This window comes from Enterobacter sp. PL1 (genome assembly GCF_945957325.1).
Taxonomy (GTDB): domain Bacteria; phylum Pseudomonadota; class Gammaproteobacteria; order Enterobacterales; family Enterobacteriaceae; genus Enterobacter; species Enterobacter roggenkampii.
The window spans coordinates 199,221-215,125 of record NZ_CAMFKT010000003.1 but is presented as its reverse complement, the minus strand read 5'-3'; the positions used below and the strand labels follow the sequence as shown (position 1 = coordinate 215,125).

The 15,905-nt window shown below is 54.5% G+C and carries 20 protein-coding genes and 1 pseudogene; 11 read left to right on the top strand and 10 right to left on the bottom strand.

The window, feature by feature from the left end; translation table 11 throughout:
• Window positions 1–45 precede the first annotated feature (45 nt).
• From hpf to N6P30_RS04420, 8 genes are read right to left on the bottom strand one after another with little or no spacing between them, the layout of a single operon-like run.
• Window positions 46–333, bottom strand: a complete 288-nt coding sequence (gene hpf / locus N6P30_RS04455; protein ID WP_008501444.1) for a ribosome hibernation promoting factor — start codon at window positions 331–333, stop codon at window positions 46–48.
• A gap of 22 nt (window positions 334–355) precedes the next feature.
• Window positions 356–1,789 carry an RNA polymerase factor sigma-54 gene (gene rpoN / locus N6P30_RS04450; RefSeq protein ID WP_008501445.1) on the bottom strand — a complete coding sequence of 478 codons (1,434 nt, stop codon included), beginning with the start codon at window positions 1,787–1,789 and terminating at the stop codon, window positions 356–358.
• Window positions 1,790–1,836: 47 nt separating this feature from the next.
• Window positions 1,837–2,562: an LPS export ABC transporter ATP-binding protein gene (gene lptB, locus N6P30_RS04445; RefSeq protein ID WP_008501446.1), complete on the bottom strand. Its 726-nt coding sequence runs from the start codon at window positions 2,560–2,562 to the stop codon at window positions 1,837–1,839.
• 6 nt (window positions 2,563–2,568) lie between these two features.
• A complete protein-coding gene (gene lptA, locus N6P30_RS04440) occupies window positions 2,569–3,123 on the bottom strand; it encodes a lipopolysaccharide ABC transporter substrate-binding protein LptA (RefSeq protein WP_023294666.1) in 555 nt (184 codons plus the stop codon).
• On the bottom strand, window positions 3,092–3,667 hold the full coding sequence (gene lptC, locus N6P30_RS04435; RefSeq protein WP_021242266.1) for an LPS export ABC transporter periplasmic protein LptC: 576 nt from the start codon (window positions 3,665–3,667) through the stop codon (window positions 3,092–3,094). The genes lptA and lptC overlap by 32 nt, the downstream gene beginning before the upstream one ends.
• Window positions 3,664–4,230, bottom strand: coding sequence for a 3-deoxy-manno-octulosonate-8-phosphatase KdsC (gene kdsC, locus N6P30_RS04430; RefSeq protein WP_008501449.1), 567 nt, complete (start codon window positions 4,228–4,230; stop codon window positions 3,664–3,666). Before kdsC ends, lptC begins: the two co-directional genes overlap by 4 nt.
• A gap of 14 nt (window positions 4,231–4,244) precedes the next feature.
• A complete protein-coding gene (kdsD, locus tag N6P30_RS04425) occupies window positions 4,245–5,231 on the bottom strand; it encodes an arabinose-5-phosphate isomerase KdsD (protein WP_008501450.1) in 987 nt (328 codons plus the stop codon).
• A gap of 13 nt (window positions 5,232–5,244) precedes the next feature.
• Complete coding sequence (locus tag N6P30_RS04420) at window positions 5,245–6,222, bottom strand: calcium/sodium antiporter (RefSeq protein ID WP_008501451.1); 978 nt, start codon at window positions 6,220–6,222, stop codon at window positions 5,245–5,247.
• 227 nt (window positions 6,223–6,449) lie between these two features.
• Between N6P30_RS04420 and mlaF the strand changes: the two genes are divergently transcribed.
• From mlaF to murA, 7 genes are all read left to right on the top strand, one after another.
• Window positions 6,450–7,262 (top strand): phospholipid ABC transporter ATP-binding protein MlaF, encoded by an 813-nt coding sequence (gene mlaF / locus N6P30_RS04415; protein ID WP_008501452.1) that lies wholly within the window; start codon window positions 6,450–6,452, stop codon window positions 7,260–7,262.
• A gap of 7 nt (window positions 7,263–7,269) precedes the next feature.
• Complete coding sequence (gene mlaE, locus N6P30_RS04410) at window positions 7,270–8,052, top strand: lipid asymmetry maintenance ABC transporter permease subunit MlaE (protein ID WP_008501454.1); 783 nt, start codon at window positions 7,270–7,272, stop codon at window positions 8,050–8,052.
• A gap of 4 nt (window positions 8,053–8,056) precedes the next feature.
• Entirely contained in the window at window positions 8,057–8,605 is a 549-nt protein-coding gene (gene mlaD, locus N6P30_RS04405; protein WP_008501455.1) for an outer membrane lipid asymmetry maintenance protein MlaD, read from the top strand.
• Between the two features lie 18 nt (window positions 8,606–8,623).
• Window positions 8,624–9,259: a phospholipid-binding protein MlaC gene (gene mlaC, locus N6P30_RS04400; RefSeq protein ID WP_021242263.1), complete on the top strand. Its 636-nt coding sequence runs from the start codon at window positions 8,624–8,626 to the stop codon at window positions 9,257–9,259.
• The gene (mlaB, locus tag N6P30_RS04395) at window positions 9,259–9,552 is read left to right on the top strand and encodes a lipid asymmetry maintenance protein MlaB (RefSeq protein WP_021242262.1); all 294 of its coding nucleotides are present in this window, start codon (window positions 9,259–9,261) and stop codon (window positions 9,550–9,552) included. Before mlaC ends, mlaB begins: the two co-directional genes overlap by 1 nt.
• Before the next feature lie 126 nt (window positions 9,553–9,678).
• Window positions 9,679–9,933 carry a BolA family iron metabolism protein IbaG gene (gene ibaG, locus N6P30_RS04390; protein WP_008501458.1) on the top strand — a complete coding sequence of 85 codons (255 nt, stop codon included), beginning with the start codon at window positions 9,679–9,681 and terminating at the stop codon, window positions 9,931–9,933.
• Between the two features lie 50 nt (window positions 9,934–9,983).
• Entirely contained in the window at window positions 9,984–11,243 is a 1,260-nt protein-coding gene (gene murA / locus N6P30_RS04385; RefSeq protein ID WP_008501459.1) for a UDP-N-acetylglucosamine 1-carboxyvinyltransferase, read from the top strand.
• 60 nt (window positions 11,244–11,303) lie between these two features.
• On the opposite strand, the pseudogene sfsB reads toward murA, so the two are convergent.
• Both sfsB and ispB read right to left on the bottom strand, forming a co-directional pair.
• A pseudogene (sfsB, locus tag N6P30_RS04380) lies at window positions 11,304–11,591 on the bottom strand (DNA-binding transcriptional regulator SfsB).
• A gap of 229 nt (window positions 11,592–11,820) precedes the next feature.
• Window positions 11,821–12,792, bottom strand: coding sequence for an octaprenyl diphosphate synthase (ispB, locus tag N6P30_RS04375; protein WP_008501461.1), 972 nt, complete (start codon window positions 12,790–12,792; stop codon window positions 11,821–11,823).
• Window positions 12,793–13,049: 257 nt separating this feature from the next.
• On the opposite strand from ispB, the gene rplU reads away from it, so the two are divergent.
• The 4 genes from rplU (at window position 13,050) to cgtA (ending at window position 15,891) form a co-directional block, all read left to right on the top strand.
• Window positions 13,050–13,361, top strand: a complete 312-nt coding sequence (rplU, locus tag N6P30_RS04370) for a 50S ribosomal protein L21 (protein WP_003025032.1) — start codon at window positions 13,050–13,052, stop codon at window positions 13,359–13,361.
• A gap of 19 nt (window positions 13,362–13,380) precedes the next feature.
• Complete coding sequence (gene rpmA / locus N6P30_RS04365) at window positions 13,381–13,638, top strand: 50S ribosomal protein L27 (protein ID WP_004385076.1); 258 nt, start codon at window positions 13,381–13,383, stop codon at window positions 13,636–13,638.
• A gap of 96 nt (window positions 13,639–13,734) precedes the next feature.
• A complete protein-coding gene (locus N6P30_RS04360; RefSeq protein WP_014833443.1) occupies window positions 13,735–14,700 on the top strand; it encodes a DMT family transporter in 966 nt (321 codons plus the stop codon).
• A 15-nt stretch (window positions 14,701–14,715) separates the two neighbouring features.
• On the top strand, window positions 14,716–15,891 hold the full coding sequence (gene cgtA / locus N6P30_RS04355) for an Obg family GTPase CgtA (protein WP_021242261.1): 1,176 nt from the start codon (window positions 14,716–14,718) through the stop codon (window positions 15,889–15,891).
• Window positions 15,892–15,905 lie beyond the last annotated feature (14 nt).

The following is a 15,905-nucleotide window of genomic DNA, read 5'->3' as shown; positions in this document are numbered from 1 at the left end:
GTGTTTCACAACAGGCCGTCCTGCACCCGTTAACTGCCCGGACAATTAGTGTTGTTTCAGTTTATCTTTATGTTTATTGAGCTGTCGCGCAAGCTTATCAATCAAGCCGTCGATAGCAGCGTACATGTCTTGCCCTTCCGCACTGGCATGCAGTTCCCCCCCGTTAACATGCAGGGTGGCATCCGAGATATGAGTCACTTTCTCCACTTTCAACACAATGTAGACCTGATTGATCCTTTCGAAATACTGCTCGAGTTTTGCAAACTTCGCGTTCACAAAGTCGCGTAAAGCCTCAGTAATTTCGACGTTTTGTCCAGTGATGTTGAGCTGCATAGTGTCTTCCTTATCGGTTGTGTCAGACCAGCTGTTTACGCTGGTTGGACGGCGGAATGGATAAAGACTCTCGATACTTCGCAACAGTACGACGTGCCACCATAATACCCTGATCGGACAGCATGGTGGTTAACTTACTGTCGCTTAGTGGCTTCGCGGGATTCTCCGCGGCGATCAACTTCTTCACCAGAGCACGAATGGCCGTTGACGACGCTTCGCCGCCGCCCTCGGTATTCACATGGCTGGAGAAGAAATACTTAAGCTCAAAAATACCGCGTGGACTGTGCAGATACTTCTGCGTGGTGACACGGGAAATGGTTGATTCATGCATCTCGACGGCCTGGGCGATATCCGCCAGCACCATCGGTTTCATATACTCTTCGCCCTGCTCAAAGAAAGCCTGCTGCTGTTCGACAATGCAGCGGCTGACGCGTAGCAGCGTATCATTTCGGCTCTCCAGACTTTTGATCAGCCATCGCGCTTCCTGCAAATTGCTACGAATATATTGGTTGTCGGCGTCGTTACGCACGCTGGTGCACATGGAGGCATACTGCTGGTTGATTTGCAGGCGAGGGATGCTGTCTGAATTCAGTTCAACGACCCAGCGGCCGTTGTGTTTTCTGACCAGCACATCCGGGATCACGTACTCGGGCTCGCTGGTCTGGATCGACTGACCGGGGCGCGGATCGAGCGACTGGATCAGATTCACCGCTTCTTTCAGCACCTCTTCTTTCAGGCGCGTGACGCGCATCAGGGTGCGGAAATCGTGGTTCGCCAGCAGATCCAGATGATCGCTGATGATCGCGCGCGCCTCCTCGAGCCATGGCGTCTCTTTGCTGAACTGAGAAAGCTGGATCAGCAGACAGTCGCGCAGATCTTTTGCGGCCACGCCTACCGGATCGAAACGCTGGATGCGCTTCAGAACGGCTTCGACTTCCTCAAGCTCAATCTCGTCGTCGCCCATGCTTTCCAGTATATCGTCGAGGGTGACGGTCAAATAGCCGGTGTCGTCAACGGCATCGACAATTGACGTGGCAATCGCGCGGTCGGTATCGGAGAAGGGGGTGAGTTCCACCTGCCACATCAGGTAATCCTGCAGCGACTGGGTGGTTTCGCCCTGATAGACCGGTAGCTCATCGTCCTGGTAGTCTGCACGCGTACCGGAAGGGGTTCCGGCGGTGTAGATTTCATCCCAGCTGGCATCAAGCGGAAGCTCGTCGGGCATCTCTTTTTGTTCGAGTGCATCCGCGGTATCGAGCGCTTCAGTATCCTGCGATTGCTGGGTATCTACCTCGTCATGAAGATCGGTTTGTTCCAGCAGGGGGTTACTGTCCAGCGCCTGCTGGAGCTCCTGCTGAAGTTCTAACGTGGACAGTTGCAACAGGCGAATTGCCTGCTGTAGCTGCGGCGTCATCGCCAGTTGTTGGCTGAGCCTTAATTGCAAACCTTGCTTCATGTTCAGAGCATTTTTCTCCGGTTCGGCGTTACGTTACCTCTACCCTATCAGAGTCTGAAGTCTTCCCCAAGATAGACGCGCTTAACATGATCGTCTTCGAGGATCTGCTGCGGCGTACCGTGGGCGATCAGATTGCCCTGGCTGACAATATAGGCGCGTTCACACACGGCCAGCGTTTCACGCACGTTGTGGTCGGTAATCAGTACGCCAAGCCCGCTGTCGCGCAGGTGCTCAATGATACGTTTAATGTCGATAACGGAGATGGGGTCAACGCCCGCAAACGGTTCATCCAGAAGGATAAATTTCGGGTTTGCGGCCAGCGCACGTGCAATCTCAACGCGACGGCGTTCGCCCCCGGAGAGTGCCTGACCGAGGCTGTCGCGCAGATGCTCAATGTGGAACTCTTCCATCAGCTCGTTAGCACGATCCTGACGCTGTTCGTTGGTCAGGTCGTTACGAATTTGCAGGACCGCCATCAGGTTGTCGTAAACGCTGAGACGACGGAAAATGGAGGCTTCCTGCGGCAGATAGCCGATCCCGCGACGCGCGCGCGCGTGCAACGGCAGAAGACTGATGTCTTCATCGTCAATGATAATGTTGCCGGCATCGCGCGGCACAATACCCACGACCATGTAGAAGGTGGTCGTTTTACCCGCACCGTTCGGGCCAAGCAGCCCCACGATTTCGCCGGAGTTGACGGTCAGACTGACATCTTCTACGACACGGCGGCCCTTATAGGCCTTCGCGAGGTTTTTTGCAGTTAATGTTGCCATAACGAATTAGTTACTCTTCTTCTGTGCCGGGGCCTGGCTCTTGCCTTTGTCCTGCAGCTGCGACGGAACCAGTACGGTGGTCACGCGTTTGCCTTTCTCGCTGGAGGCCTGCATTTTTTGCTCTTTAACCAGATAGGTAATCTGGTCGCCGGTAATGTTGCTGTCCAGCTGTTCCAGATACGCATTCCCGGTCAGGATGACCAGATCCTTCGCCAGCTCATAGTGCATGTGCGTAGCGCGGCCTTTCACCGGCTTGCCGTTGTCCTGCATTTGATAGAAGGTTGCCGGGTTGCCGTAACCATCAATAATCTCTTTGCCCTGCTCGCCACCCGGACGGGTCACGACCACTTTGTCGGCGTTGATTTTGATGGTGCCCTGGGTCATGACGACGTTACCCGTGAAGGTGACGACGTTACCCTGCATATCGAGAGACTGGGTGTCGGACTCAATATGGATCGGCTGGTCGGTATCGCCCGTTACAGCAAGCGCGGGGAGACTGGCCGCCAGCATCGCGCTGGCGATAATTACTTTAAGGCTGAGTTTGTTTGTTTTGAATTTCATAGGAGGTTCTAACCTTTTCAATCAGCTCGGCGTTCTTGCTGCGTAAGTTCCCGCGCATTCTTAAACCGCTGGAATTAAATGTTGTGCCATACAGTGTGACCAGATCCTGCGACGTCACGTCCTGGGTTACCAGGTTGATCTGGGCATTATCCGTCGTAATTTTTCGCAGTTGCGAGTCAGCGGTCAGGGCGTTGACTTCAACGTGGCCATACAGATAAAGCATACGGTCATTTGTCAGTTTGGCCCGATCTGACTTAATTGACCACGTCGGCACTTTGTCTTTATCAAATGTGGTCATCACAGGTTGGGTAAACCATGAAACGCCATCATCGGAAAAATATTCAACATGCTGGGCAATCAGGCGATAGTTCAGCGCGCCTTCCGGGCTGTAGACCACGGTGTCGCTGTGATCGCTTTTATAGGTTGGATCGGTATTGTTGATCACTTCCGTTTGCGTATCGTCGCGATCGGCAAGGTTCACGCCAATCAATACCAGTGCGACAAGCGAAAGCAAAATGATAATCCAACGTCTGGTTTTACTCATATCGATTGCCCTTTGGCCTCATCAAGCTTGCCCTGCGCCAGCAGAAGCAGATCGCAGACTTCACGGACAGCGCCGCGGCCACCGTTGATGTGGGTAACGTAGTCGGCGCGCGGGATCAGCAGCGGATGCGCATCGGCAACGGCGATGCTCAGCCCAACTTCAGCCATCACCGGCCAGTCAATCAGGTCGTCCCCGACGTAGGCCACGTTTTCCGGTGCGATAGCCAGTTTACCCAGTAAATCATTGAACGCCGCCATCTTATCGGATTGACCCTGATACAGATGGGTAATACCTAAAGTTTCACAGCGGTCTTCTACCAGTTTAGCGTTTCGTCCGGTGATGATCGCCACCTCAATCCCCGAGGTGAGCGCACAGCGGATACCGTAGCCGTCGCGAACGTTAAACGCCTTCAGCTCTTCACCATTATTGCCCATGTAAATCAGGCCGTCGGAGAGAACCCCATCCACATCGAGGATGAGCAGACGAATGTTTTCCGCCTTTGCCATCATCTGCGTGCTGACCGGACCATAACAGGTTGCAAGGGATGCACCCGCATTACTCATTGTCTTATCCTTCATTACACTACGCCTGCGCGCAGCAGATCATGCATATGTACCACACCCAGCAACTGGTCGCCATCGGCAACCATAACGGAGGTGATATGGCGGGACTGCATCAGGTTCAGCACATCCACGGCCAGCGTACCCGGACGCACGCGGATACCGCCCGGCGTCATCACGTCGGCAATGCCGAGCGTGCGGACATCGACACCCATATCGAACACGCGACGCAGGTCGCCATCGGTGAAGATCCCCTGAATTTTCATCAGATCGTCGCACACGACCGTCATCCCCAGATTCTTACGGGTGATCTCCAGCAGCGCATCACGCAGGGAGGCTTCTTTACTGACGTGAGGGATCTCATCCCCGGTGTGCATAATATCGTTTACCCGCAGCAGGAGCTTGCGCCCCAGCGCGCCGCCCGGGTGGGAAAGCGCGAAATCTTCCGGCGTAAAGCCACGGGCTTCAAGCAGCGCCACGGCAAGCGCATCGCCCATGACCAGTGCAGCGGTGGTGCTGGAGGTCGGCGCCAGACCGAGCGGACAGGCCTCCTTGGGAACCTTCACGCACAGGTGAATATCGGCTGCACGCGCCATGCTGCTTTCCGGACGGCTGGTCATGCAAATCAGCGGCACCTGCAGTCGCTTCAGAACCGGGATGAGCGCCAGGATTTCATTGGACTCACCGGAGTTGGAGAGCGCGATGACGATATCCTGCGGCGTGACCATACCCAGGTCCCCGTGCGCGGCTTCCCCCGGGTGGACAAAGAAGGAAGAGGTGCCGGTACTGGCAAAGGTTGCCGCCATTTTGCGTCCAATGTGGCCGGACTTGCCCATCCCCATCACCACGACTTTGCCAGCGCAGTAGAATATCTTCTCACATGCCAGACTAAAATCCTGATTAATGTACTGATCTAACTGCGCCAGACCTTCACGTTCAATCTCCAGAACGTCTTTGCCTGCTTTCTGAAAGTCAAAACCCGGCTGCAATTCTATTTGCGACATAATGCGTTTCCGTTTACCCAGAGAGAAGAGGCGAGAGCCAGTACAGCATCGCCATCCATACGATAAATCCACCCGTCAGCAGCGCGCCTGCGCCTTTGCCGATCTGTCGTTGCCGCCGCCAGCAGAGCAGGGCAAAAATTACGCTGACCAGCAACATCACGCCGTAATCACGTGAGAACGCCAGAGGATTAAAGGGCCCTGGCGAAATCAGGGCCGGCAGGCCCATCACAATGGCGATATTAAAAATGTTAGAACCGATGATATTACCAATGGCAATGTCATCCTCACCTTTACGTGCCCCCGCAATGGCGGTGGCCAGCTCCGGCAGGCTGGTGCCGATGGCAATCACCGTCAGGCCTATAGTCAGCTCGCTGATGGCAAAATAGTTCGCCAGCACTGTCGCGTTATCCACGACCATGCGCGTTGCCATCGGCATGATGATCAGCGCGACGCCCAGCCAGAGCAGGGCAACAGGCAGCGTGCCTTCTCGCGGAAGCTCGGCGACCTGCTCGCGCGTGAGGCTATCCTGACCCTGCTTTTCAGCCAGACGGGCGATCTTAACACTATACAGCAGCCAAATAACGGCCAGCGCCAGCAGGAAAATGCCGTCGCTGTAGCTCAGTACGCCATCGTAAAATACGCACCCTGCCAGCAGGCTTACGAGTAACATTAGCGGCAATTCACGGCGCAGAACATCAGAATGCACGCGAAAAGGATGGAGCAGCGCGGCCAGGCCTAAAATCAATAAAATATTGACGATGTTAGAGCCAATGGCGGTGCCGACTGCCAGGTCTACCTGACCATGCAGCGAGGCGGAGACAGAGACGATGATTTCAGGAAGCGACGTTCCTACGCTGACCACGGTCATCCCGATGACAACAGGTGGTACGCCACTCAGGCGACACAGGATAGATGCAGCAAACACTAAACGGTCAGCACTGTAGACCACCAACAGTAAACCAATTATTAACAGTGCTGTTGCTAAAAGCATCAAAAGTCCTTTCTTCAGGTATACTCGTCGGTCCATTGCTCGGGAATGGCTGGACTGCATACAGTCTGAGGCGTAACGAATTCCTAATTTTGACTTTATGCGCCGGAAAAGTAAAACAAATGCCAGCTTTCGCTAACCTCTACGGTTATTATTCTGTAAAAATGCGGAGTTTAGGGCTGATTCAGGCTACATGCCTTAACGTGAGCAGGATAAGAAAGGAACCATAAATGAGCCAAACCATGGCGAATTTAGTCGATGTCCGCGGGGTGAGTTTTTCTCGCGCCAACAGATTGATATTTGATGATATTTCGTTGACCGTGCCGCGTGGCAAAATTACTGCCATCATGGGGCCGTCCGGGATCGGTAAAACGACCCTGCTCCGCCTTATCGGTGGGCAGATCCCACCGGATAGCGGTGAAATCCTCTTTGATGGCGAAAACATCCCGGAGATGTCGCGCTCGCGCCTGTATACTGTTCGCAAACGCATGAGCATGCTCTTTCAGTCGGGGGCTTTGTTCACCGACATGAACGTCTTTGATAACGTTGCCTATCCGCTGCGCGAGCATACCAGCCTGCCGCCTGCGCTGCTGAAAAGCACGGTGATGATGAAGCTAGAAGCCGTCGGGCTGCGGGGCGCCGCGAAGCTGATGCCTTCGGAGCTGTCCGGCGGGATGGCGCGTCGTGCCGCGCTGGCGCGAGCCATTGCATTAGAACCTGATTTAATCATGTTCGACGAACCGTTTGTCGGGCAGGATCCCATCACGATGGGCGTGCTGGTGAAGCTCATCTCTGAGCTGAACAGCGCGCTTGGCGTCACCTGCATTGTGGTGTCTCACGATGTACCTGAAGTGTTGAGCATTGCCGATTACGCCTACATCGTAGCGGACAAAAAGATCGTCGCACACGGTAGCGCCCAGGCGCTGCAGGAAAATTGCGATCCGCGCGTGCGGCAGTTCCTTGACGGTATTGCCGATGGCCCTGTGCCGTTCCGCTACCCGGCGGGCGACTATCGTGATGATTTACTGGGAATAGGGAGTTAAGCCACTCATGCTGTTAAATGCGTTGGCCGCTCTCGGACACCGTGGCATAAAAACCATCAGGACGTTCGGGCGTGCCGGATTGATGTTATTCAACGCGCTGGTCGGCAAGCCGGAATTCCGTAAGCACGCGCCGCTATTGGTGCGTCAGCTTTATAACGTCGGCGTGCTGTCGATGCTCATCATCATTGTCTCCGGTCTGTTTATCGGTATGGTGCTGGGTCTGCAGGGCTACCTGGTGCTGACAACCTACAGTGCGGAAACCAGCCTCGGGATGCTGGTGGCGCTCTCGCTGCTGCGTGAACTGGGGCCCGTTGTGGCGGCGCTGCTTTTCGCCGGGCGCGCGGGGTCGGCCTTAACGGCTGAAATTGGCCTGATGCGCGCGACCGAGCAGCTCTCCAGCATGGAGATGATGGCGGTCGATCCGCTGCGTCGCGTGATCTCGCCGCGTTTCTGGGCCGGGGTCATCTCTTTACCGCTGCTGACGATTCTGTTTGTCGCCGTGGGGATCTGGGGCGGTTCACTGGTTGGCGTGCACTGGAAAGGCATTGATGCCGGTTTCTTCTGGTCTGCCATGCAGGACGCCATTGATCTGCGAATGGATCTGATTAACTGCCTGATTAAGAGCGTGGTATTTGCCATTACGGTCACCTGGATTGCATTGTTCAATGGTTACGATGCCATCCCGACGTCGGCGGGCATTAGCCGCGCAACTACACGTACAGTCGTTCATTCGTCGCTGGCCGTACTGGGTCTGGATTTTGTGCTCACCGCACTGATGTTTGGGAATTGAGTTCATGCAAACGAGAAAAAATGAAATTTGGGTCGGTGTATTCCTGCTGCTGGCGCTGCTGGCCGCGCTGTTTATCTGCCTGAGAGCGGCGGATATCACGTCTGTGCGCACCGAGCCGACGTATCGCATCTATGCCACCTTCGATAACATCGGCGGGCTGAAGGCGCGTTCACCGGTCCGTATTGGCGGCGTGGTGATCGGACGCGTATCTGACATTACGCTGGATGAGAAGACCTATCTGCCACGTGTCGCGATGGATATCGAAGAGCGTTACAACCACATTCCGGACACCAGCTCCCTTTCTATCCGGACTTCCGGTCTGCTGGGCGAACAATATCTGGCGCTTAACGTCGGTTTTGAAGACCCCGAGCTGGGAACGACTATCCTTAAGGACGGGAGCGTGATCCAGGACACCAAGTCCGCCATGGTGCTGGAAGATATGATTGGTCAGTTCCTTTACAACAGTAAAGGGGATGATAAAAAGTCTGACAATGCCCCTGCGCAGAGTGAAGACCATACCAATGCTGCGCCGACCCCAGGTGCTGCGAATTAATATCAGGAGAAGTCATTCATGTTTAAACGACTGTTAATGGTTGCCATGCTGGTTATTGCCCCTCTCACCGCGGTGCACGCGGCGGATCAGAGTAACCCGTACAAACTGATGGACGAAGCCGCGAAGAAAACCTTCGATCGTCTTAAAAACGAGCAGCCTAAGATTCGTGCTAATCCTGATTACCTGCGTGACGTGGTTGACCAGGAGCTGCTGCCGTACGTGCAGATCAAATATGCGGGAGCACTGGTGCTGGGCCGCTATTACAAAGACGCAACCCCGGCTCAGCGTGAGGCCTATTTTGCCGCTTTCCGTGAATACCTGAAGCAGGCTTATGGTCAGGCGCTGGCGATGTACCACGGTCAGACCTATCAGATCGCCCCGGAGCAGCCGCTGGGTGATGCAACCATCGTCCCTATTCGCGTAACGATCAACGATCCTAACGGCCGTCCGCCGGTGCGTCTGGATTTCCAGTGGCGTAAAAACAGCCAGACCGGCCACTGGCAGGCGTATGACATGATCGCCGAAGGCGTAAGCATGATCACCACCAAACAGAACGAGTGGAGCGACCTGCTGCGCACCAAGGGGATTGATGGCCTGACCGCGCAGCTGCAGTCCATCGCTCGTCAGAAAATTAGTCTGGACGAGAAGAAGTAATGTCACAGCAACTCAGCTGGTCGCGTGAAGGCGAGACATTAAAGCTGTCCGGTGAGCTGGATCAGGATCTGCTGAACCCCTTATGGGATAAACGCCATGAGGCCATGCAGGGCGTGACGGTTATTGACTTAACCGACGTCACGCGGGTAGATACGGCAGGCGTTGCACTGCTTGCCCATCTGGTTGCGGTAGGGAAAAAGCAGGGGGCGAGCGTCACGCTTCGCGGCGCGAGCGAGAATGTCGTGACCCTTGCGCAGCTCTACAATCTCCCTCAGGACGTACTGCCTCGTTAATATTTTCAGTGCGTTACTTCCGAAAGCCCTGACTGTTTCATCGTCGGGGCTTTTTGCTTGTTTAAGACGACGCCACTTTGCTCTAAGATGTTGGGCTTGTTTTCACTATCAGATGATTAAGAGCCCATGGAAAATCATGAAATCCAGACAGTGCTGATGAATGCACTCTCCCTTCAGGAAGCCCACGTCACAGGCGATGGCAGTCACTTCCAGGTTATTGCTGTGGGTGAGATGTTCGACGGTATGAGCCGTGTGAAGAAACAGCAGGCTGTGTACGCGCCGCTGATGGAATATATTGCGGATAACCGCATCCACGCCCTGTCGATTAAAGCGTTCACCCCGCAAGAGTGGGCACGCGATCGCAAACTAAACGGTTTTTGAGCTGAGGGCGACAGGCCCGCAGCACGGTTGAATTTATAAGAGAGCACACCATGGATAAATTTCGTGTACAGGGGCCAACGCGTCTCCAGGGCGAAGTCACAATTTCTGGCGCGAAAAACGCCGCGCTGCCCATCCTCTTTGCTGCACTGCTCGCGGAAGAGCCGGTAGAGATTCAGAACGTACCGAAGCTGAAAGATATCGACACCACCATGAAGCTGCTCACCCAGTTGGGCACGAAAGTCGAGCGTAACGGTTCCGTCTGGATCGACGCCAGCAAGGTGAATAACTTCTCTGCCCCTTACGATCTGGTGAAAACCATGCGTGCTTCCATCTGGGCGCTTGGCCCGCTGGTGGCGCGTTTCGGTCAGGGTCAGGTTTCGCTGCCGGGCGGTTGCGCTATCGGTGCGCGTCCGGTTGACCTGCACATCTTTGGCCTGGAAAAACTGGGCGCAGAGATCAAGCTGGAAGAAGGCTACGTTAAAGCGTCCGTCAATGGTCGTCTGAAAGGCGCGCACATTGTTATGGACAAAGTGAGCGTGGGCGCAACGGTGACCATTATGTCTGCGGCAACGCTGGCAGAAGGGACCACGATCATCGAAAACGCCGCGCGTGAACCGGAGATTGTGGATACTGCCAACTTCCTCGTGGCGCTGGGTGCGAAGATCTCCGGTCAGGGTACCGACCGCATCACCATCGAAGGCGTTGAGCGTCTGGGCGGGGGGGTCTATCGCGTACTGCCGGACCGTATCGAAACCGGTACCTTCCTGATCGCTGCTGCGATCTCTGGCGGGAAAATTGTTTGTCGCAACGCGCAGCCAGATACCCTGGATGCGGTGCTGGCGAAACTGCGCGATGCGGGTGCGGATATCGAAATCGGTGAAGACTGGATCAGCCTTGATATGCATGGACAGCGTCCAAAAGCGGTCAATGTGCGTACGGCACCGCATCCGGCCTTCCCAACTGACATGCAGGCACAGTTCACCTTGTTGAACCTGGTCGCCGAAGGGACCGGCTTTATCACGGAAACCATTTTCGAGAACCGCTTTATGCACGTACCGGAGCTGATCCGTATGGGGGCACGTGCCGAGATCGAAAGTAATACCGTGATTTGCCACGGCGTTGAGAAACTGTCCGGTGCTCAGGTGATGGCAACCGATCTGCGTGCGTCTGCCAGCCTGGTGTTGGCGGGTTGTATCGCGGAAGGCACAACGATCGTGGATCGTATTTATCACATCGATCGTGGCTATGAGCGTATCGAAGATAAACTGCGCGCGCTGGGTGCCAATATCGAGCGTGTGAAGGGCGAGTAATCGTTCCGGCAGCCCCCTGCCAGAAATGACCGGGGGGTTGCTGTTCCTGTCAAAAAAACCTTATTCCTGCGATTCTTTTTTTACTTTTCTCTGGCGAATCATGCGCGATCTGTCGATAAATTCATGGGTGACAGGATCGTGGTAGCGCGAAGGCCAAATCACCCACGGATGCGTGTCCAGCGCCGTTGCGATAATTAATTCTCATTTTGGCCAGGGGCGGGTGAGGGCGTTTGCCAGAGTTGAAGAACTCAGTCCATGGCGGCGGGACTCTGCTGCCAGTGAAGTGCCTTTTTTGCGCAGTGCGGCAATAATATCAGCCGTGTGCCAGTCGATAAATTTCGTATCCATAACGCCGTCCTTAAGTTCGGATTCACCTACGCCGTTTCTTCTGAAACGACGGGTTTACTATACCCATTTCGAACTCTTGTTCTAAAAAGTTCGCGTTACTTGAAGGAATATTCAGAATAAGACATGGCTTTATTCATGCGGTCTCTAAACCGATGAATTTACATGAACGCGGAATTTACTGGTGTGTACTGGAATCTCCCCGCCAGGTTCGCGGGGAGAAAAAGGGAGATTAACGGTCGCGCTGAACGGCGATGTGGGCAAGGCCAATCAGTGCTTCGCGCCATGGGCTGTCTGGAATGACCTGAAGGGCCTCGATGGCCTTGTCGGCTTCTTCTTCTGCACGCTGACGCGTCCATTCCAGCGATCCGCAGATTGCCATGGTTTCCAGTACAGGTTCCAGAAGATGGCGGCCATTTCCCTGCTCAATCGCTTCACGGATCATCTTCGCCTGGTCGGCCGTTCCGTTACGCATGGCGTGGAGCAGCGGCAGGGTCGGTTTGCCTTCGTTCAGGTCATCGCCAACGTTTTTGCCGAGCGTCTCGCCGTCCGCACTGTAGTCCAGCAGATCGTCAATCAGCTGGAAGGCTGTGCCCAGATAGCGGCCATAGTCCTGCAGGCCTTTTTCCTGCGCTTCGGTACAGCCCGCCAAAATGCCGGAACACTGGGCCGCCGCTTCAAACAGGCGCGCGGTTTTGCTGTAGATGACGCGCATGTAGTTTTCTTCGGTGATGTCCGGGTCGTTGACGTTCATCAGCTGCAGCACTTCGCCTTCAGCAATGACGTTTACGGCTTCGGACATCACTTCCAGCACTTTCAGGGAACCCAGGCTGGTCATCATCTGGAAGGCGCGGGTATAGATAAAATCCCCCACCAGGACGCTGGCTGCGTTCCCGAACGCGGCGTTAGCCGTGGCTTTGCCACGACGCATATCCGATTCATCCACCACATCGTCGTGCAGAAGCGTCGCCGTGTGGATAAATTCGATGAGCGCGGCGATAGTGATGTGGGCATTTCCCTGATAGCCAACGGCTCTGGCAGCCAGAATAGCAATCATCGGACGAATGCGTTTACCGCCGCCGCTGACAATGTAATAGCCCAACTGATTGATCAGCTGAACGTCAGAGTTGAGTTGCTCCAGGATTGCTGCATTCACACCCGCCATATCTTGCGCGGTTAACTCGTTGATTTTTTCTAAATTCATCGCAAAAGCCGGGCTTTTTATCCTGTTGATCCCATCTTCAATGGGGTAACGAAGGGTTTCGGTTTATCAATAGTAGTGCTGATTGTACTGAAAAAACGGCTCAGATAAACGTTACCGTACGTGTTGTGTTTTTTTTCTTCATGTATTGACGGTAGCACTTGTCAAAGGCTCGCGTTTTGCGTAATATTCGCGCCCTATTGTGAATATTTATAGCGCACTCTGATTCATACGAGGACGTGCGCGGAAGCGGAGTTTATATGTACGCGGTTTTCCAAAGTGGTGGTAAACAACACCGAGTAAGCGAAGGTCAGACCGTTCGCCTGGAAAAGCTGGACATCGCAACTGGCGAATCTGTTGAGTTCGCAGAAGTTCTGATGATCGCAAACGGTGAAGAAGTCAAAATCGGCGTTCCTTTCGTTGATGGCGGCGTTATCAAAGCTGAAGTTGTTGCACACGGTCGTGGCGAGAAAGTTAAAATCGTTAAGTTTCGTCGTCGTAAGCACTACCGTAAGCAGCAGGGCCACCGTCAGTGGTTCACTGATGTGAAAATTACTGGCATCAGCGCCTAAGACCTGAGGAGAGATTTAAATGGCACATAAAAAGGCTGGCGGCTCCACACGTAACGGTCGCGATTCAGAAGCTAAACGCCTGGGCGTTAAGCGTTTCGGTGGCGAATCCGTTCTGGCGGGTAGCATCATCGTTCGTCAACGTGGTACTAAATTCCACGCTGGCAACAACGTAGGTTGCGGTCGTGACCACACTCTGTTTGCTAAAGCAGACGGTAAAGTGAAATTTGAAGTTAAAGGCCCGAACAACCGTAAATACATCAGCATCGTTGCTGAGTAAGGTTTTCTCGGTCCGGTAACGGATTAAAGCCCCGCAACCTGTTGCGGGGCTTTTTACATTGGAAACCCGGTAATTTTTTCTGTAGGGAAAACGGGCATGAAGCAGCAGGCCGGCATAGGAATTCTTTTGGCGCTCACAACCGCAATGTGCTGGGGTGCGCTGCCAATTGCAATGAAGCAGGTACTGGAAGTGATGGAGCCGCCTACGGTGGTCTTTTATCGCTTTCTGATGGCAAGCATCGGCCTCGGGGCGATTCTGGCCGTCAAAGGTAAGCTTCCACCCTTGCGGCTCTTCCGTAAACCGCGCTGGCTGGTATTGCTGGCTATCGCGACGGGCGGTCTGTTCGGTAACTTCATCCTGTTCAGCTCTTCCCTGCAATATCTCAGCCCCACGGCGTCGCAGGTGATTGGTCAGCTTTCGCCGGTGGGCATGATGGTCGCCAGCGTCTTTATCCTCAAGGAGAAGATGCGCGGTACGCAGATTATCGGGGCGAGCATGCTGTTGTGCGGTCTGGTGATGTTCTTCAACACCAGTCTGATCGAGATTTTTACCCGCCTGACGGATTACACATGGGGTGTCATTTTCGGTGTGGGGGCAGCAACGGTCTGGGTGAGCTATGGCGTCGCGCAAAAGGTGTTATTGCGTCGGCTTGCCTCACAGCAGATCCTCTTTTTGCTGTACACTTTGTGTACAATAGCATTGCTGCCATTAGCGAAGCCGGGCGTGATTACCCAGCTTAGCGACTGGCAACTGGCGTGCCTCATTTTTTGTGGGCTGAACACGCTGGTCGGTTATGGCGCGCTGGCCGAAGCGATGGCGCGCTGGCAGGCAGCACAGGTGAGCGCGTTGATCACGCTTACCCCGCTGTTTACGCTGTTATTTTCAGATTTGTTATCAATGGCCTGGCCCGATGTCTTCGTCAGACCGATGCTCAACCTGTTGGGTTATCTCGGTGCGTTTGTCGTGGTTGCGGGCGCGATGTATTCCGCCATTGGTCATCGTCTTTGGGGACGTTGGCGCAAAAATGAAGCGGTTGTAGTAGTCCCCCGCTCAGGCGAATGAGTTACGGAGAGTAAAATGAAGTTTGTTGATGAAGCGACGATCCTGGTCGTGGCTGGTGATGGCGGCAACGGTTGCGTGAGCTTCCGCCGTGAAAAGTATATCCCTCGTGGCGGTCCTGATGGCGGCGACGGTGGGGATGGTGGTGACGTGTGGCTGGAGGCGGATGAGAACCTCAACACGCTGATCGACTACCGTTTCGAAAAATCCTTCCGCGCTGAACGTGGCCAGAACGGCCAGAGCCGTGACTGTACCGGGAAACGCGGTAAAGACGTCACCATTAAAGTTCCGGTCGGTACGCGTGTGATTGACCAGGGGACGGGTGAAACCATGGGCGACATGACCAAACACGGTCAGCGCCTGATGGTGGCGAAAGGCGGCTGGCACGGTCTGGGTAACAGCCGTTTCAAATCTTCCGTTAACCGTACGCCGCGTCAGAAAACGATGGGTACGCCGGGCGATAAGCGCGACCTGCAGCTGGAACTGATGCTTCTGGCTGACGTGGGCATGCTGGGTATGCCAAACGCAGGTAAATCGACGTTTATTCGCGCGGTTTCTGCGGCGAAGCCAAAAGTGGCTGACTATCCGTTTACCACGCTGGTACCAAGCCTGGGCGTTGTCCGTATGGATAACGAGAAGAGCTTCGTGGTCGCCGATATTCCGGGCCTGATTGAAGGCGCCGCGGAAGGGGCGGGTCTGGGTATTCGCTTCCTGAAACACCTTGAGCGCTGTCGCGTGCTGCTGCACCTCATTGATATCGATCCTATCGACGGTTCCGATCCGGTTGAAAACGCCCGCATCATCGTTGGCGAGCTGGAGAAATACAGCGAGAAACTGGCGAACAAACCACGCTGGCTGGTCTTCAACAAGATCGACCTGATGGACAAAGCCGAAGCGGAAGCAAAAGCGAAAGCCATTGCTGAAGCGATGGGTTGGGAAGATAAATACTACCTGATCTCTGCGGCAAGCCAGGTTGGCGTGAAAGATCTGTGCTGGGATGTGATGACCTTCATCATTGAGAACCCAATTGTTCAGGCGGAAGAAGTCAAACAGCCTGAAAAAGTCGAATTCATGTGGGATGACTACCACCGCCAGCAGCTCGAAGAGCTGGAAGCGGAAGAAGACGATGAAGACTGGGATGATGACTGGGATGAAGACGACGAAGAAGGCGTCGAGTTTATCTACAAGCACTAATCGCTGTTCAAAGC

Excerpts from the sequence above, each read along its gene's own strand:
- lptB (WP_008501446.1), bottom strand. The coding sequence starts at position 2,562 with ATGGCAACATTAACTGCAAAAAACCTCGCGAAGGCCTATAAGGGCCGC.
- rpmA (WP_004385076.1), top strand. The coding sequence starts at position 13,381 with ATGGCACATAAAAAGGCTGGCGGCTCCACACGTAACGGTCGCGATTCA.
- mlaB (WP_021242262.1), top strand. The coding sequence starts at position 9,259 with ATGTCACAGCAACTCAGCTGGTCGCGTGAAGGCGAGACATTAAAGCTG.
- mlaE (WP_008501454.1), top strand. The coding sequence starts at position 7,270 with ATGCTGTTAAATGCGTTGGCCGCTCTCGGACACCGTGGCATAAAAACC.
- lptA (WP_023294666.1), bottom strand. The coding sequence starts at position 3,123 with ATGAAATTCAAAACAAACAAACTCAGCCTTAAAGTAATTATCGCCAGC.
- kdsC (WP_008501449.1), bottom strand. The coding sequence starts at position 4,230 with ATGAGTAATGCGGGTGCATCCCTTGCAACCTGTTATGGTCCGGTCAGC.
- N6P30_RS04360 (WP_014833443.1), top strand. The coding sequence starts at position 13,735 with ATGAAGCAGCAGGCCGGCATAGGAATTCTTTTGGCGCTCACAACCGCA.
- rplU (WP_003025032.1), top strand. The coding sequence starts at position 13,050 with ATGTACGCGGTTTTCCAAAGTGGTGGTAAACAACACCGAGTAAGCGAA.
- ispB (WP_008501461.1), bottom strand. The coding sequence starts at position 12,792 with ATGAATTTAGAAAAAATCAACGAGTTAACCGCGCAAGATATGGCGGGT.
- ibaG (WP_008501458.1), top strand. The coding sequence starts at position 9,679 with ATGGAAAATCATGAAATCCAGACAGTGCTGATGAATGCACTCTCCCTT.
- N6P30_RS04420 (WP_008501451.1), bottom strand. The coding sequence starts at position 6,222 with ATGCTTTTAGCAACAGCACTGTTAATAATTGGTTTACTGTTGGTGGTC.
- mlaC (WP_021242263.1), top strand. The coding sequence starts at position 8,624 with ATGTTTAAACGACTGTTAATGGTTGCCATGCTGGTTATTGCCCCTCTC.
- mlaF (WP_008501452.1), top strand. The coding sequence starts at position 6,450 with ATGAGCCAAACCATGGCGAATTTAGTCGATGTCCGCGGGGTGAGTTTT.
- cgtA (WP_021242261.1), top strand. The coding sequence starts at position 14,716 with ATGAAGTTTGTTGATGAAGCGACGATCCTGGTCGTGGCTGGTGATGGC.
- hpf (WP_008501444.1), bottom strand. The coding sequence starts at position 333 with ATGCAGCTCAACATCACTGGACAAAACGTCGAAATTACTGAGGCTTTA.
- rpoN (WP_008501445.1), bottom strand. The coding sequence starts at position 1,789 with ATGAAGCAAGGTTTGCAATTAAGGCTCAGCCAACAACTGGCGATGACG.
- mlaD (WP_008501455.1), top strand. The coding sequence starts at position 8,057 with ATGCAAACGAGAAAAAATGAAATTTGGGTCGGTGTATTCCTGCTGCTG.
- kdsD (WP_008501450.1), bottom strand. The coding sequence starts at position 5,231 with ATGTCGCAAATAGAATTGCAGCCGGGTTTTGACTTTCAGAAAGCAGGC.
- lptC (WP_021242266.1), bottom strand. The coding sequence starts at position 3,667 with ATGAGTAAAACCAGACGTTGGATTATCATTTTGCTTTCGCTTGTCGCA.
- murA (WP_008501459.1), top strand. The coding sequence starts at position 9,984 with ATGGATAAATTTCGTGTACAGGGGCCAACGCGTCTCCAGGGCGAAGTC.